The 14,393-nt window shown below is 71.7% G+C and carries 17 protein-coding genes; 9 read left to right on the top strand and 8 right to left on the bottom strand.

Translation table 11 applies throughout. From position 1 onward, the window contains the following. Nucleotides 1-321 (bottom strand): hypothetical protein (locus ACWEF6_RS41170; RefSeq protein ID WP_449687920.1); only part of this gene is annotated, 321 nt, incomplete at its 3' end. A 27-nt stretch (nt 322-348) separates the two neighbouring features. On the opposite strand from ACWEF6_RS41170, the gene ACWEF6_RS41165 reads away from it, so the two are divergent. After that, on the top strand, nt 349-606 hold the full coding sequence (locus ACWEF6_RS41165) for a hypothetical protein (protein ID WP_449687919.1): 258 nt from the start codon (nt 349-351) through the stop codon (nt 604-606). Here ACWEF6_RS41165 and ACWEF6_RS41160 read toward each other — a convergent pair. Beyond that, nucleotides 603-1,373: a TetR/AcrR family transcriptional regulator gene (locus ACWEF6_RS41160; protein ID WP_449687918.1), complete on the bottom strand. Its 771-nt coding sequence runs from the start codon at nt 1,371-1,373 to the stop codon at nt 603-605. The genes ACWEF6_RS41165 and ACWEF6_RS41160 overlap by 4 nt on opposite strands. A gap of 61 nt (nt 1,374-1,434) precedes the next feature. Here ACWEF6_RS41160 and ACWEF6_RS41155 point away from each other — a divergent pair, with 61 nt between their 5' ends. The 6 genes from ACWEF6_RS41155 to ACWEF6_RS41130 all read left to right on the top strand — a co-directional run bounded on the left by ACWEF6_RS41155 (nt 1,435) and on the right by ACWEF6_RS41130 (nt 6,072). After that, complete coding sequence (locus ACWEF6_RS41155; protein ID WP_449687917.1) at nt 1,435-1,848, top strand: DnaJ family domain-containing protein; 414 nt, start codon at nt 1,435-1,437, stop codon at nt 1,846-1,848. Nucleotides 1,849-2,672: 824 nt separating this feature from the next. Continuing rightward, entirely contained in the window at nt 2,673-2,825 is a 153-nt protein-coding gene (locus ACWEF6_RS41150) for a hypothetical protein (RefSeq protein ID WP_449687916.1), read from the top strand. 39 nt (nt 2,826-2,864) lie between these two features. After that, nucleotides 2,865-3,986, top strand: a complete 1,122-nt coding sequence (locus ACWEF6_RS41145) for a metallophosphoesterase (protein ID WP_449687915.1) — start codon at nt 2,865-2,867, stop codon at nt 3,984-3,986. An 84-nt stretch (nt 3,987-4,070) separates the two neighbouring features. After that, nucleotides 4,071-4,862, top strand: a complete 792-nt coding sequence (locus ACWEF6_RS41140; RefSeq protein ID WP_449687914.1) for an alpha/beta fold hydrolase — start codon at nt 4,071-4,073, stop codon at nt 4,860-4,862. 15 nt (nt 4,863-4,877) lie between these two features. Further along, nucleotides 4,878-5,396 carry an O-acetyl-ADP-ribose deacetylase gene (locus tag ACWEF6_RS41135; protein WP_449687913.1) on the top strand — a complete coding sequence of 173 codons (519 nt, stop codon included), beginning with the start codon at nt 4,878-4,880 and terminating at the stop codon, nt 5,394-5,396. 28 nt (nt 5,397-5,424) lie between these two features. Then, nucleotides 5,425-6,072 carry an HAD family hydrolase gene (locus ACWEF6_RS41130; RefSeq protein ID WP_449687912.1) on the top strand — a complete coding sequence of 216 codons (648 nt, stop codon included), beginning with the start codon at nt 5,425-5,427 and terminating at the stop codon, nt 6,070-6,072. On the opposite strand, the gene ACWEF6_RS41125 is transcribed toward ACWEF6_RS41130, so the two are convergent. Then, nucleotides 6,062-6,529 (bottom strand): NUDIX domain-containing protein, encoded by a 468-nt coding sequence (locus ACWEF6_RS41125; RefSeq protein ID WP_449687911.1) that lies wholly within the window; start codon nt 6,527-6,529, stop codon nt 6,062-6,064. The two genes, ACWEF6_RS41130 and ACWEF6_RS41125, sit on opposite strands and share 11 nt — an antisense overlap. Before the next feature lie 100 nt (nt 6,530-6,629). On the opposite strand from ACWEF6_RS41125, the gene ACWEF6_RS41120 reads away from it, so the two are divergent. Further along, complete coding sequence (locus ACWEF6_RS41120; RefSeq protein WP_449687910.1) at nt 6,630-7,061, top strand: DoxX family protein; 432 nt, start codon at nt 6,630-6,632, stop codon at nt 7,059-7,061. A gap of 19 nt (nt 7,062-7,080) precedes the next feature. On the opposite strand, the gene ACWEF6_RS41115 is transcribed toward ACWEF6_RS41120, so the two are convergent. From ACWEF6_RS41115 to ACWEF6_RS41095, 5 genes are all read right to left on the bottom strand, one after another. Next, nucleotides 7,081-7,683, bottom strand: a complete 603-nt coding sequence (locus ACWEF6_RS41115) for a GTP-binding protein (RefSeq protein ID WP_004561734.1) — start codon at nt 7,681-7,683, stop codon at nt 7,081-7,083. Next, a complete protein-coding gene (locus ACWEF6_RS41110) occupies nt 7,664-8,035 on the bottom strand; it encodes a DUF742 domain-containing protein (RefSeq protein WP_310967127.1) in 372 nt (123 codons plus the stop codon). Before ACWEF6_RS41110 ends, ACWEF6_RS41115 begins: the two co-directional genes overlap by 20 nt. Then, nucleotides 8,032-8,448 carry a roadblock/LC7 domain-containing protein gene (locus ACWEF6_RS41105; RefSeq protein ID WP_043776694.1) on the bottom strand — a complete coding sequence of 139 codons (417 nt, stop codon included), beginning with the start codon at nt 8,446-8,448 and terminating at the stop codon, nt 8,032-8,034. Before ACWEF6_RS41105 ends, ACWEF6_RS41110 begins: the two co-directional genes overlap by 4 nt. Then, the gene (locus ACWEF6_RS41100) at nt 8,448-11,009 is read right to left on the bottom strand and encodes a nitrate- and nitrite sensing domain-containing protein (RefSeq protein ID WP_449687909.1); all 2,562 of its coding nucleotides are present in this window, start codon (nt 11,007-11,009) and stop codon (nt 8,448-8,450) included. Before ACWEF6_RS41100 ends, ACWEF6_RS41105 begins: the two co-directional genes overlap by 1 nt. 600 nt (nt 11,010-11,609) lie before the next feature. Next, the gene (locus tag ACWEF6_RS41095; RefSeq protein WP_449687908.1) at nt 11,610-12,266 is read right to left on the bottom strand and encodes a transcriptional regulator; all 657 of its coding nucleotides are present in this window, start codon (nt 12,264-12,266) and stop codon (nt 11,610-11,612) included. 196 nt (nt 12,267-12,462) lie between these two features. Between ACWEF6_RS41095 and ACWEF6_RS41090 the strand changes: the two genes are divergently transcribed. After that, nucleotides 12,463-14,319, top strand: coding sequence for an AMP-dependent synthetase/ligase (locus ACWEF6_RS41090; RefSeq protein ID WP_449687907.1), 1,857 nt, complete (start codon nt 12,463-12,465; stop codon nt 14,317-14,319). The last annotated feature ends 74 nt before the right edge of the window (nt 14,320-14,393 follow it).

The raw sequence follows: 14,393 nt of genomic DNA, 5'->3' as shown, positions 1-14,393 counted from the left end.
CGACAGCCAGGTGCCGATCGGCACGCCCAACGCCCCGGACGCCGCCGCGGCCGGGTCCCCGGTCGGCGCCCCGGCACCGCCCGCGCCGCCGGTCCCCCCGACGCCGGGCACGACGCTGCCCGGCACGTCGACGACCCCCACCACGCCGTCGTCGACCACGCCGACCAGCACCACGCCGACGACCCCCACGACGCCGACCACCGAACCGACGACTCCGTCGACGCCCACCACGCCGCCGTCGACGACCAGCACCACCCCGCCCCCCTCGTCGACGGCCGCCAACACCCCGGCGGACTCGACGGACGCCCCGACCGGAACCACCTCGACCAGCCCGGCCGGGTGAGCCCGGTGGAGCCGTTCCTGGTGCACATCCGCTGCGACACCGACGGCTACACCCACGCCGTCACCGAGGAGGAGTTCGCGGCGGGCCGGCACGACGGGCGGTTCCGGGCGGTGTGCGGGCACGTCGTGCTGGCGGCACCGATGATCGAGGAGCCGGGCCGGTTCGACCCGGTCTGCCGGGACCTCCTGCGCGCCGGGCCACCCCAGCCGGCCGAGGTCCCCCGGCAGGAGCGACGCCGGCTGCGGTGGCGCAGCCGGCGCTAGTCCACCAGGGCCTGGATGCCGTCGAGCATCCGGTTCAGGCCGAACTCGTAGGCCGTGTCGCCCTGGGCCTTCGCGCTCTGGTCGAAGCCGCCGCCGAGCCAGATGCGGTTCATCGCCGGGTGTGCGTCGACGACGAAGTAGTTCTCCCAGAACGACGACCGCTGGTGCCACCAGGCTTCGGTCGACTGGCCGGTGCTGCGCTCCAGCCGGGTGTTCTCCGCATCGAGCGCCGCGTTCGCGTCGACGTACGTGCCGATCCCGTTGGCCGCCGCGACGGCCTGGCGCGGCGGCAGCCCCAGCTCGTCCATGATCGACAGCAGGTACTCCTGGCCCGCGAGCTGGCCGGGGCCCAGCGGCGGCCGGACGCGCGAGACCTCGCACAGCCACGGGTGGCTGCGGTAGGCCTGCCGGGTCCGCTCGGCGTAAAGCGCGACCTGTTCGCGCCAGTCCCCGCGGCGCGGCTCGCCCGGCCCGGGCAGCCGCCGCCCGACGAGGACGTCGTCGACCATCAGGTCGACCAGCTCGGCCTTGCCGGGCACGTAGGTGTAGAGCGTCATCGTGCCCGCGCCGAGTTCCTTGGCGACGCGGTGCATCGACGCGGCGGCGAGCCCATCGGCGTCCGCGACCGCGATCGCGGCGGCGACGATCCGCTCGATCGTCAGCGTCGGCCGGCGGCCCCTGGTCGGTTCGGCGGCGCCGCCGCGGGCGCGCCAGAGCAGCGCGAGCGTCCGGTCGACGTCCTCGGCGCCAGTGCGTTCGACGGTCATGCGGTCCCCTCGCTTCTCGTTCGGACATTACCCTGGAAGCAGACGGAGGGGGTGTGAGGAGATGACCGCGCGCAAACCGCCCAAGGTGTCTTTCCGCTGGTGGGTCGACCGGAAGATCGACGAAGCCCGGGCCCGCGGCGAGTTCGACGACCTGCCGGGCACCGGCAAGCCCCTCCCGAAACCCACCGGCAACGACGCGGCGACCGACTGGGTGCTCCGCGAGGTGAAGAGGGGTGGGCACGACACGAAGGCCCTGCTGCCGCCGGCGCTCGCGCTCAAACGCGAAGTCCAGGACCTGCCGGAGCGGCTCGCCGGGGAACGCGCCGAACGGCTGGTGCGGGAAGTCGTCGAGGACCTCAACACGCGAATCCGCCAGGCCTACCTCAACCACCACACCGGGCCGCCACTCACGGTGGCCCTGGTGGACGTCGAAGAGGCGGTCGCAGCTTGGCACCGCTCACGAGCGGCTTCGTAGCACTGTGGTGAGCAGGGAGATCCCGGCGGTTTGGGGCACGACGAGCGTTGCCAGCACGGTGCCGTAGGGCAGCAGCTTGCCGCCGGAGCGTCGGCGGTGGCGGGGTTGCAAGCGCACCGAGAACCAGGCGGGCGACGGGAACCAGGCGGCGACGGGCGATCCCGGCCGCGATCACGCACACGAGCAGGCAGCCGGCGATATCCGGCGCCCCCGCACAACCCACCCCCGCACAACCCACCCCCGCACAACCCACCCCCGCACAACCCACCCCCGCACAACCCACCCCCGCACAACCCACCCCCGCACAACCCGCCCCCGCACAACCCGCCCCCGCACAACCCGCCCCCGCACAACCCGCCCCCGCACGGCCCGCCCTCCCTGGGGGCTGCCCCCGCTTCCAGCGTATCGAGGCGGCCCGACGGAAATCGGGGACCAGCCCTGCTGAAAGCCCGGTTGTCCACAGCCCGACCGTGCTGTGGACAACCAGGTCGGCGAGCGTGCACGGTCGCCGCCGTGTTCGGCCTGCAGCGGATCTCCGGCAGCAGGGCGACCCAGGCTCCTTGCCGCGGACCGGGCGAGCGGGTACAGCAGCAGCCGCCGCACGCCGAGGGTGAAGACGGCGAAGGCCAAGCCCGTCGAGAGCGGACCGGTGAGGGTGTGGATCAGGGGCAAGGCCAGACACGGGCAGCACTCCGCATGAGTGGAAGGAGAATGGCTGCGTCGAAGAGGTTCCCAACGCAGCCGTGCGGCGGGAACCGGGTGAACTTCGGCCCGCAGCCGCGTAGCCGGATCGACTCGGCGAGGCGGTCCGGCGGCGCAAGGCCGTGACGCGGCTGCGGACCGAGATCGACCACAGCGCGGTGCGTGCTGCCGACCAGCAGGACGACCAACGAACCGGCGGCGGCGAAAGCGACCAGCGCGACCGGGCCGGTCACCGCGGGGAACGCCAGCTCCGGACCGCGCCGCTCCAGGAGTAGCGAAAACGCTAACAGCCCGATGGGCTGTAACCTGGTTCGATGAGAGGCCAACTCGTCGTCGTGCCGCTTTTGGCGGTGCTCCTGCTGTTCACCGTCCCGTGGTGGACGCTGGTGCTCGCGCCGGACTGGGGCACCGCGGCCACGATCGCCGGGACGGCGGTGTTCTCGCTGGGCCTGGTGACCATGCCGGTCGCGATGTTCCGCGGCCACTCCCGGCACCAGAGCGACGCCGCCGCCCGCCTCGGCGACTCGCTGCTCGCCGTGATCTGGGTGCTGTTCAGCTGGTCGATCCTGAGCCTGGTGCTGCGGGTCGCGCTGCTCGGCGTCGACGATCCGGCGCGGTCGCGGATCGTCGCGGGCGCCACCGCGCTGATCGCCGCCGGGCTGCTCCTGCACGGCAACCGCGTCGCCATGCGCGTGCCGCCGGTGAAGGCGGTCGACGTCGTCATCCCGCGGCTCGGCCCGGGGCTCGACGGCCTGCGCGTCGCCGTCCTGACCGACACCCACTTCGGGCCGATCGACCGGACGAAGTGGTCGGAGGAGGTGGTGGCGGCGGTCAACGCGCTCGAGGCGGACGTCGTCTGCCACGCCGGTGACCTCGCCGACGGCGCGGTGGCCAAGCGTCGCAAGCAGGTCGACCCGCTCGGCGGCGTCCAGGCCGGGCTGGGGCGGTTCTACATCACCGGCAACCACGAGTACTTCGGCGAGGCCCAGGCGTGGCTCGACCACATGGAGGGGCTCGGCTGGGACACGCTGCACAACCGGTCGACGCTGCTCGAGCGGGGCGGCGACCGCATCCTGTTCGCCGGCATCGACGACCCGACCGGCACCGCGTCCGGCCTGCCCGGCCACGGCCCCGACCTGGCCGCGGCGCTGGACGGCCGGCCCGACGGCGTCCCGGTGGTCCTGCTGGCCCACCAGCCGAAGCAGGTCCGCCAAGCGCGTGAGGCCGGCGTCGACCTGCAGATCTCCGGGCACACCCACGGCGGGCAGATCTGGCCGTTCCACCTGCTGGTGCGGTTCGACCAGCCGACGCTGTCCGGCCTGACCCGGCACGGCGAGACGCAGCTGTACAACAGCCGCGGCACGGGATTCTGGGGGCCGCCCTTCCGCATCTTCGCCCCCAGCGAGATCACGCTCCTGACCCTGCGTTCCGCCTGACGGCCGTTCCCGGCTCCAGCGCGAGCGCTACCGACAAATTTTTTTGTCTTGACAGATCGAAGCGTCGGGTTCAGGCTGGTCCGCATGACGACGACAACTTCCGCCGACGGCACCCGGATCGCCTACACCCGCGCCGGCACCGGCCCCGCGCTCGTCCTCGTGGACGGCGCGATGTGCTACCGCGGCTCGTCCCCCAACGACGCGCTGGCGAAGGAGCTGGCCGCACACTTCACCGTGTACACCTACGACCGCCGCGGCCGCGGCGAGAGCGGCGACACCGGACCGTACGCGGTCGAGCGCGAGGTCGAGGACCTCGCGGCGGTCGTCAAGGAGGCGGGCGGCGAGGCGTTCCTGTTCGCCATCTCGTCGGGCGTGGGCTTGGCGCTCGAAGCGGCCCCGCGGCTGGCCGTCCCGAAGCTGGCGCTCTACGAGCCCCCGTTCATCGTCGACGACAGCCGCAGCCGCGTCCCGGAGGACTACGTGACCCGCCTCGACCAGGCGCTGAAGGACGGCAAGCGCGGCAAGGCGGTGAAGATGTTCATGACCGAAGGCGTCGGCCTGGGCGGGCTGATGGTGGCGACGATGCGGATCATGCCGTTCTGGGCCAAGCTCAAGAAGGTGGCCCACACCATCCCGTACGACACGGCGCTGGTGGTCGACCACCAGGCGGGCGAGCCCCTGCCGGCGGCCTGGCCGGAGGTGACGATCCCGACGCTGGCCATCGACGGCGGCCGCAGCCCGGACTGGATGCGCCACGGGGTGGCGTCCCTGGCGAAGGTGCTGCCGTCGGCGGAGTACCGGACGCTGCCGGGCCAGACACACATCGTGAAGGCGGCGGCGCTGGCCCCGGTGCTGAAGGAGTTCTTCCTGGCTTAGGGGAAGATCGAGCCCATGCGCATCCGGATCCTCGACGCCGACATCACCACCCTCGAGGTCGACGTCGTCGTCAACGCCGCCAACTCCTCGCTGCTCGGCGGCGGCGGGGTCGACGGGGCCATCCACCGCAAGGGCGGCCCGGAGATCCTCGCCGAGTGCCGCAAGCTGCGGGCGGGGCACTACGGCAAGGGCCTGAAGACCGGGCAGGCCGTCGCCACCACCGCCGGGAAGCTGCCCGCGAAGTGGGTCGTGCACACCGTCGGCCCGGTGTGGTCGGCCTTCGAAGACCGCTCCGAACTCCTCGCCGACTGCCACCGCAACGCGCTGCTGGTGGCGCGGGACCTCGGCGCCCGGACCGTCGCGTTCCCCGCCATCTCCACCGGCATCTACCGCTGGCCGCTGGAGTCGGCCGCGGGGATCGCGCTCACCACCGTCGCCGAAGCCGAGCCCGGCCCCGTCGAGGAAGTCGTCTTCGCCCTGCGCGGCGAAGCGGCCGTCCAGGCCTTTCGGGCACGTCACAACTCCCTTGCCTGAACGATCACCCACCGGGCAGGGTGCAGACGTGCCCACCCGCGCCCTGGTCTTCGACTTCGACGGCACGCTCGCCGACACCGAATCCGCCGTCCTGCAGTCGTGGCAGGCTGTCTTCCGGGAGCACGGGACCGAGCTCCCGCTGGACGCCTGGTACGCCGTCATCGGGACGCAGCGCACCACGCCCGCCATGTTCGCGCTGCTCGCCGAGCACGTCCCCGGCATCGACCCGGACGCGCTGCGGCCCAGGACCCGGGCCCACGTCCTGAAGCTCCTCGAGGACCTCGGCCCGCGCGAAGGGGTCCGGGACTACCTCGAGACCGCGCGGCAGCACGGCCTCAAGCTGGCCGTCGCCTCCAGCTCGTCCGGGGCGTGGGTGAACCCGCACCTCGAGCGGCTCGGCCTCGACCACTACTTCGACGCCGTCCTCACCGGGGACCTCCACAAGGCCAAGCCCGACCCCGACCTCTACCTCGCCGCCCTCAACGCGCTCGGTGCGGACGCCGCCGGCACCATCGCCTTCGAGGACACTCCGCACGGCGTCACCTCCGCCAAGGCCGCCGGGCTGACCTGCGTGGCCGTGCCGAACGCCATCACGCGGAACCTCGACTTCGGGCAGGCGGACGTCCTGCTGCCGTCCTTCACCGCCAAGCCCCTCGAGGCACTGCTCAGCCGCTGACCAGGGCCAGCAGCCGGTCCAGGAACGGCAGCTGCCCCTTCAGCAGCTTCTCGCGGGCGTCCGGGAGCGTGAACCACTCGACCCGGTCCACCTCGGGGAACTCCTGCTGACGGCCCGAGCGCGGCGGCCACTCCATGGTGAACGTCCCGGGTACCACCGCCGCCGGGTCGAGGTCGGCCTCGACCGCCCACGCCGTAACGACCTTGCCGCCCGACTGCTTCACCTCGCCCAGCGGGACGTACTCACCGGACGGCGCGGGCAGCCCGAGCTCCTCCTCGAACTCGCGCCGGGCCGCCTTCTCCGGAGCCTCGTCCGGATCGAGCTCGCCCTTGGGCAGCGACCACGCGGCCGCGTCCTTCTTCGCCCAGAACGGCCCGCCCATGTGCCCGAGCAGCACCTCGACGTCCTCGCCGTGACCTCGGTAGAGCAGGAGCCCGGCACTCTGTTTGCCCGCCATGGAGAAAGTCTCCCAAGATTTTTCCGCGAGGGTGTCGAAACCCGCCGGGCCCGATCGACGCGTGGGCAGAAGGCAACGAAATCCCAGGGAAGGAACCACCATGACCGCCACCATCGCCCGCGACAGCCAGACCGCCTCCCCGGCCAAGACCAAGGTCACCGGGCTCGTGGTCGGCGCGAGCCGGATCGTGATCTCGTTCCTGTTCGGCTTCCACGGCCTGCAGGGGTTCGGCTTCTTCGGCGGGATCGACGGCCAGGGCGGCGGCGTCCCGTTCGGCTCGTTCCCCGGCTGGTGGGGCAGCGTGTTCGAGCTGGTGGGCGCGCTGCTGCTGCTCGTCGGGCTCGCCAGCAGGCCGGCCGCCATCCTGCTCGCCGGCGTGATGGCCTACGCCTACTTCACCGTGCACGCCCCGATGGGCCTGCTGCCGCTGCAGAACATGGGCGAGCCCGCCGCGGTCTACTCGTGGGTCTTCCTGCTGTTCGCCGCGATCGGCCCGGGCCGGTTCGCGCTCGACAACCTGCGCAAGCGCTGACCGGCCGAGCGCGGTCCGACTAGTAGCCGCCCTGGGCGGCTGCGAGGTCGGACCGCGCCATCACGTGTTCCATCAGGCTGGTCAGCACCTGCTTCGTCGACTCCCGCTCGCGGGCGTCGCACAGCAGCAGCGGGACGTCCATGCCGACGTCGAGCGCCTGCCGGACCTCCTCCGTGCCGTAGCGGTACGCGCCGTCGAAGCAGTTCACGCCGACGACGAACGGCAGGTTGCGGCGCTCGAAGAAGTCCACCGCCGCGAAGCAGCTGTCGAGCCGGCGCGTGTCGGCCAGCACGACGGCGCCGAGCGCGCCCTCGGCCAGCTCGTCCCACATGAACCAGAACCGGTCCTGCCCCGGCGTGCCGAACAGGTACAGGATCAGGTCCGGGTTGATCGTGATGCGGCCGAAGTCGAGCGCGACCGTCGTGGTGGTCTTCTGCTCGACGCCGGACAGGTCGTCGACACCCTCGGACGCGGTGGTGATGACCTCCTCGGTCCGCAGTGGCGGCACTTCGCTCACCGAACCGACCATCGTGGTCTTGCCGACCCCGAACCCGCCGGCGATGAGTACCTTGACCGCGGTCGCGGTCAGGTTCCGCCGGGGGTCAGAGTTTCCGGATGCCATCAAGAACCGCCTGCAATACGTGTCGGTTGGGAGTTTCCTGGACCGGTGCCGCGGTACGGAACAGCACCAGGTTCTGCTCGATGAGGTCGCTGAGCATCACCTTCACCACGGGCAGCGGGAGATCGACCCGGGCGGCCACCTCGGCCACCGAGACCGGCCGCTGGCACAGGGCGATGATGCGGGCGTACTCCGGTTCGAGCATGCCCGCCTCGTGCGCGGTGCGCAGCGCGACCACCAGCGTGATCAGGTCGAGCCCGAGGGTGTCCGACCGCGTGCGGCCACCCGTGACGGCGTAGGACCGGACCAGGGGGCCGGCCTCGTCGTCGAACCAGGCTTCGTGCCGTGGGCTCATGGCGCAGTGGGCTGCGCGCCGGCGGTCCGCGGGGCCGAGGTGAGGACCTGGCCGACCCGCTTCACCATCAGGTTCATCTCGTACGCGACCAGCCCCATGTCCGCGTCTTCACGGGCCAGCAGGGCGAGGCAGGCGCCCCGCCCGGCCGCCGTCACGAACAGGAACGCGTGGTCCATCTCGACCATCGTCTGGCGGACGTTGCCGCCGCCGAAGTGCCGCCCGGTGCCGCGGGCCAGGCTCTGGAACGCCGATGCCACCGCGGACAGGTGTTCGGCGTCCTCCTCGGAAAGGTTGCCGGACCTCCCGATGAGCAGGCCGTCCGAGGACAGCACCACCGCCCGGTCCGCCCCGGCGACCCGCTTGACGAGGTCGTCCAGCAGCCAGTCGAGCTCGTGGGCGCCTGAGTTGACCATTACTCGCGCTCTCCGTACCTGTCGTCGTTCTCGGGAAACTCTTCGTCACGGGCCCGCCGGGTGCCCTGCTGGAAGGCGGACAGCCTGCTGCGGGCGGCCTCCGGCGAGTCCAGCCGGACCTCTTCGCGTTCCTGTGCGGGCTTATCTTCCCGCAGCTGGGGCACGAGGTTCTGCTGGCGTCGCCGTTGCGGCAGCGGCGGCCGGCCGGGTGCCTCCGGACGGCGCGGCTGCTGCGGCCGGCTTTCCGGCGTCGCCGCGGCCCGCGGCTCCTGCGGCGGCCAGACCGGCTGCTGCGCGGCCGGCCGGGCCGGGCGCGAAGTCCGGTTCGGCGGGGCGGGCGGCCGGACGGCGGCCACGGGCTGGGCCTGGGTCGGCTGGCTGACCGGCTCCGACACGGACCCGACCGGGACCGGCGTCGGGGCCGACGGCGGCTGCGTCGCCGAGGGCTGGGTGACCGGCAGCCGGTCCGGGGTCGGCGTGCGGTCCGGGGCGGGCGGCGGGACGGTCACCGGCGGGGTAACCACGGTCGCGGGCGGCGTCACCGGTGAGACCGGCGGCTCGGTGCGGTGGCGCGCCGGGCGGCGCACCGGCCGCTTGAGCGGCGCGACCTCGTCGTTGGCCGTGGTCTCCGGCTCGACCGGGTTCGGGACGAGCTCCGGCTTCGGCGGGGTGATCGGCTGCTCCGGCTCGGACTCGGCGAGCGGGGCGAGCAGGTCGGTGCGCACCAGCACGATGGCCCGGGTGCCGCCGTAGGCCGACTCCCGCAGGTGCACCTGGATGCCGTGGCGGGCGGCCAGCCGCGCGACCACGAACAGGCCCAGGCGCGGCTCGTCCGACAGCGCCATGATCCCGAAGTCCGGCGGGTCGGCCAGCATCGAGTTGATCTCTTCGGTCTGGTCCGGCTCGAGCCCGAGGCCCTGGTCCTCGACCTCGATCACGACACCCTTGCCGACCACGTTGCCGCGGATTTCGACCCGCGACTGCGGCGGCGAGAACGACGTCGCGTTGTCGATCAGCTCGGCCAGCAGGTGCACGAGGTCGCCGACGACCGGGCCGCGGATGGCGATCTGCGGCAGCACCGCCGTCTTGACCCGCGCGAAGTCCTCGGTCTCGGCGGACGCGCCGCGGACCAGCTCGGCCAGCCCGACCGGGTTGCGCCACTGACGGCCCGGCTGCCCGCCGCCGAGGATGATCAGGTTTTCGGCGTTGCGGCGGGCGCGGGTGGAGAGGTGGTCGAGCTGGAACAGCGTGTCCAGCTGGTCCGGGTCCTCCTGCTTGCGCTCGGCCTGGTCGAGCACCTTGAGCTGGCGGTGCACGATGACCTGGCTGCGGTGGGCGATGTTGAGGAACACCGTCTTGGTGCCCTCCTTGGTCTTCGCCTCGTCGATGGCGGCAGCGATGGCGGTCTGCTGCGCCTTGTTGAACGCGTCGGCGACCTGGCCGATCTCGTCGGTGCCGTGGTCGAGGAAGTGCCCGCCCTCTTCGAGGTCGACGGGCTCGCCGGCCTGGACGCGGGCGACCAGTTCGGGCAGCCGGACCTCGGCCGCGTCGAGGGTGTCCTCGCGCAGCCGGTGCAGGCGGCCGATGAGCCGGTTCGACAGCCGGACGGCGACGAAGACCACGAAGACCGCGAACAGGACCGCGATCACACCGGCGATCAGCGATTCGGTGAACGTCGAGTCCGCGTCGTTGATCGCCGCCTGGCTCGCGTTCGAGCTCTGCAGGATGAAGATGCCCATCAGCGCGGCACCGACCTGGCGGGCGGCGGTGCGCCACTGGTCCTGCGGCACCGGCAGCTTCGACAGGTCACCGCGCAGGAACGTGGTCTCGACCTGGTTCACCGTCTGCCAAGGCTGGCTGGCGAGCAGCTCGTCGTACTTGGCCTTGACCTCGGGGATCAGCTTCGGCGCCGACGAGTCGAGCTGGACGTGGTAGGCACCGACCTGGCCGACGTAGGTCCGGAAGTCGTCGTTGCTCAGCCCGCCCGCGGCCAGCCCGGCGGCGGCGAGCGCGTCACTGCGCTGCATCCCGTCGGCCGCGGTGAACAGCGGGATGGCGGTCAGCCGGTCGAACGCGTTCTGCGCACCGCGCGCGTTCTGGGCCAGCCCCGCCACACCGTCGATGAACTGGTCGATCATCTTGTTGTAGTAGGCGAAGGCCTGGTTGAGCTGCATCTGGCCGCTGTCGACGGCCTGGCGGTTCTGCGGCAGCTGCTGGAACAACCCGAAGAACGTGGTGATGTTCTTCAGAACGCTCGGCGGGGTGTCGTCGTAGCCGGCGAAGTTGTCCTTGAGGTACTGGACGGTCTTCGCGGCGTTCTCGTCCGTCTTCGGCCGGACGGCGGCGAGCACGGTGCGCTGGTTGCTCTGGCCCGCGAGCAAGGTCAGCGTGGCCTGGCGCTCCTGCTGCAGCGAGGCGAGGAACGGGATGGACGGGGCCTCCGAACCACGGATACGGTTCGTGTAGTCCCGGCCGGTGACGGCGTCGTAGATGAGGTAGCCCGCGAGAACCACGCCGACCAGCAACAGCGCGACACTGGGGACGAGCGCGATCGTGAGCACGCGCTTCCGAATCGAGGATCCCCGGTTGCGTCGAAGAGAAATCTGCTTCACCTGGGTCCGTTTTCCTTCCGGCAGTACATGGTTTTCGGGTCGCCCGAGGCGGTCAACACCCGGATTCCGACCAGCCGGATCAACATCACCGTGGTCTGCTTCGCCCGCGACGACGTTAGGCAGCCCTCCAGGGCGCGTCAAGTCCGTGGCGAGAACGTGATCTTGGAACGGTGACCCCTCCACACTCGCTGCCTGCGCTTGGAAAGTCCACCACCGTAAGTCGTGAGCTTCGTCGCAGGGCGACTTTCGTTCCACGCACGTATGTGAGTAACGGAAGCGCTCCCGGACCCTCCGCGCGTTCCGGCCGGCGCCTCCTACGTACGACAGCGGCGAATCGTTCGGTGACAAACATCACGGACCCGCGCCGACCCGCCCGGACATCGCGTTCGTCCGGTGTGGACGGCCCCGGGAGAGCGGAATGGGCAGCATTCGCGAGCGGGGCCGCGGATTCCCCGGGCAGGCGGCCGGAATTCCCGGCATTCCGCAACTGCGGCCGGTCGAGCACGCTGCGCGGGCCCCGGTACCGGTTCCGCGGCGCCGGCGGCCCGGTCAGCCCGGGAACTCGTCGGCCAGCGTGTTCCAGAAGAGCAGCTCGTAGCTCTGGAACAGCCGGGCGCAGCGGTGCGCTTCGCGTTCGTCGAGCCGGTGCGCGTCGAGGCCGGCCTGGATCGCGGCGAGCGCTTGTTCTTCTATTTCCGGAACGTCCGCAGCAAAGAAGTCGAAGAACGCGCACTGCTCGTCGGTGAAGCCGTAGTGCTCGCGCATGCCGGCGGCGACGTCCCGGCAGTACCGGCCGAAGGTGGCGAAATTGGCGAAGATCCCCGCCGCGGTCGCCGACGACTCGCCGTTCAGCGCGAGCCAGGCGACGTAGGCCGGGTAGACCTGGCAGCCCGCACGGGGAAGCTCCTTCCCGTGGTCCGGACCAGTCGCCGCGAGGAGCGCGTCCAGCATCCCGTTCGCCTGCTGCTCCCCCGGCGCGAGGCCACCGAAGAAGGTGCGCGCGTGCGGCTCGCCGGCCCGGGCGGCCAGTTCGTGGAAGCTCCGCCAGTCGCTGAGGGTGATCAGCTTCTCCTCGGCGGCGAGCGCGGCGAACACCGCGCGCGGTGCCCGGCCCGCGGTGATCAGCGGCACGAGCCGGTTGTCGCCGTCGCGGGGCGCGAGTTCGGCCTGGATCTTCACGAGCAGTTCACGAGCCGACCGCGTCATCGCTTCCCCCTGGAGTCCGTGGCCCTCCCATTGAAGCGCGGTTCGCACCGGAACGCCCGTGTACACAGTGGACGGTGGTGGGGACCTGACCGCTATGTCCGGTTCGACGGCGACGCTTGACGTGGCCGCGATTCTCTATCCACCTGCGCCGGGAGCCCCTACAGTGTGGCCATCCGGAGCTCCGAGGAGGCCAGCGTTGACCACCCCGTCCGTCGCCGAGCAGACCGAAGGCCAGACGATCCCGCGGCTGCTGCACCGCAACGCGGTCGAATACCCGGACCTGCCGGCGATCACCTCGCTCGACCTCGAAGGGCAGCCGACGCTGACCTGGCTGGAGTTCCGCACCGCGATCGCCGAGGTCTCCCGCGGCCTGGCCGGGCTCGGGCTCGCCAAGGGCGACCGCATGCTGATCATGGCGCCCGGCTGCCCGGACCACATCATCGCCGACCTCGCCGCGACGCACCTGTCCGCGATCCCCTGCACCGCCTACGCCACCCTCAGCCCGGACCAGATCCGGTTCGTCGCGCGGCACAGCGCGGCGCCGGTCGTGGTGCTCGGCGGGGAGAACGAACTGGTGCGCTGGCGGCCGGTGCTCGACGACCTCCCGGCGCTGCGGCACATCGTCGTGCTGGACGCGGCCGCGATCCCCGAAGGTGACGACCGCTTCCTCTCCTTCGCCGACCTCCGCGCCCGGGGCCGGGAAGCGCTTGCCGCCGACCCGGACGCCTTCGAGCGGTCGTGGCAGGAGATCAAGCCGGACGACCCGCTGTCGATGATCTACACGTCCGGCACCACCGGCGACCCCAAGGGCGTCGTGCTCTCCCACCGCAACGCGATCCACCAGGGGTACGCGGTCACCGAGCTGCACCACCCGCCGATGCACGCGACGAACATCGCGTACCTGCCGCTCGCGCACATCGCCGAGCGGGAGCTGTCGATCTACCTCCCGATCGTCTGGGCCGGGCACGTGCACACCCTCGCCGACCCGAGCGGGGTCGTCGGCGCGCTCGGCAAGGTGCACCCGCAGAGCTTCTTCGGCGTCCCGCGCGTGTGGGAGAAGATGGTCGCCGGGCTCAAGAACATGCTCGGCGGCGTGCCGGAAGACCGGCGCACCGCGCTGCTGCAGGCGAACGAGCTGCTGCAGCAGGGCTACAAGCTGCGCAGCGCCGGGCAGCCGGTGCCCGCGGAGCTGGCCGAGAAGATCCGGCAGACCGACGAGGCCGCGCTGGCGCCGGTGCGCGCGCTGCTCGGGCTGGACAAGGTGCTCGTCGCCTCCAGCGGCGCGGCCGCCCTCCCGGTGGAGATCATCTACTTCCTGGCCGGCCTCGGCCTCGAGATCTGCGAGGTCTGGGGCCTGTCCGAGACGACCGGCGCGGCGACGTCCAACTCCGGCTCTGACTTCCGCGCGGGCACGGTGGGCAAGCCCCTCGAAGGCGTCGAGGTGAAGGTGGCCGAGGACGGCGAGCTGCTGGTCCGCGGCCCGATCGTGTTCCTCGGCTACCTGCAGGAGGACGGCACGATCGCCGACGCCACCGACGCCGACGGCTGGCTGGCGACCGGCGACATCGGCACGATCGACGAAGACGGCTTCGTGACGATCACCGACCGCAAGAAGGAACTGATCATCACCTCGAGCGGCAAGAACATCGCGCCGACCCGGATCGAGGGCCTGCTCAAGGAGCACCCGCTGATCGGCCAGGCGGTCGCGATCGGCGACGACCGCCCGTACGTGACGGCCCTGATCGTCCTCGACGACGAGATCGCGCCGGGCTGGGCCGCGGCGAACGGCGTCGAAGCGTCGCCGGACGAGCTGGCGTCGCACCCGGCGGTGCGGGCCGAGCTGGAACGCGCGGTCGAGTCGGCCAACAGCAGGCTCGCCCGGATCGAGCAGATCAAGCGCTACCACGTGCTGCCGAAGACGTGGACGCCCGAATCCGGCGAGCTGACCCCGACGCTCAAGCTCAAGCGCCGGGTCATCAACAACCGCTATTCGGCCGACATCGAGGCCCTCTACGCCGCGGTCCGCGACCCCGAACCCGCCGCTGGCGCGTAGCCCCAAGCGCCCCAATGTGGCGTTGGTTGCGTCCAACGCACCCAATGTGGCGGGGGGGGGGGTGGGGGGGGCGC

It is taken from the genome of Amycolatopsis sp. NPDC004772, assembly GCF_053601215.1.
This window is presented reverse-complemented; position numbering and strand designations above follow the sequence as displayed.

Excerpts from the sequence above, each read along its gene's own strand:
- ACWEF6_RS41160 (WP_449687918.1), bottom strand. The coding sequence starts at position 1,373 with ATGACCGTCGAACGCACTGGCGCCGAGGACGTCGACCGGACGCTCGCG.
- ACWEF6_RS41155 (WP_449687917.1), top strand. The coding sequence starts at position 1,435 with ATGACCGCGCGCAAACCGCCCAAGGTGTCTTTCCGCTGGTGGGTCGAC.
- ACWEF6_RS41145 (WP_449687915.1), top strand. The coding sequence starts at position 2,865 with ATGAGAGGCCAACTCGTCGTCGTGCCGCTTTTGGCGGTGCTCCTGCTG.
- ACWEF6_RS41140 (WP_449687914.1), top strand. The coding sequence starts at position 4,071 with ATGACGACGACAACTTCCGCCGACGGCACCCGGATCGCCTACACCCGC.
- ACWEF6_RS41135 (WP_449687913.1), top strand. The coding sequence starts at position 4,878 with ATGCGCATCCGGATCCTCGACGCCGACATCACCACCCTCGAGGTCGAC.
- ACWEF6_RS41125 (WP_449687911.1), bottom strand. The coding sequence starts at position 6,529 with ATGGCGGGCAAACAGAGTGCCGGGCTCCTGCTCTACCGAGGTCACGGC.
- ACWEF6_RS41120 (WP_449687910.1), top strand. The coding sequence starts at position 6,630 with ATGACCGCCACCATCGCCCGCGACAGCCAGACCGCCTCCCCGGCCAAG.
- ACWEF6_RS41115 (WP_004561734.1), bottom strand. The coding sequence starts at position 7,683 with ATGGCATCCGGAAACTCTGACCCCCGGCGGAACCTGACCGCGACCGCG.
- ACWEF6_RS41110 (WP_310967127.1), bottom strand. The coding sequence starts at position 8,035 with ATGAGCCCACGGCACGAAGCCTGGTTCGACGACGAGGCCGGCCCCCTG.
- ACWEF6_RS41105 (WP_043776694.1), bottom strand. The coding sequence starts at position 8,448 with ATGGTCAACTCAGGCGCCCACGAGCTCGACTGGCTGCTGGACGACCTC.
- ACWEF6_RS41095 (WP_449687908.1), bottom strand. The coding sequence starts at position 12,266 with ATGACGCGGTCGGCTCGTGAACTGCTCGTGAAGATCCAGGCCGAACTC.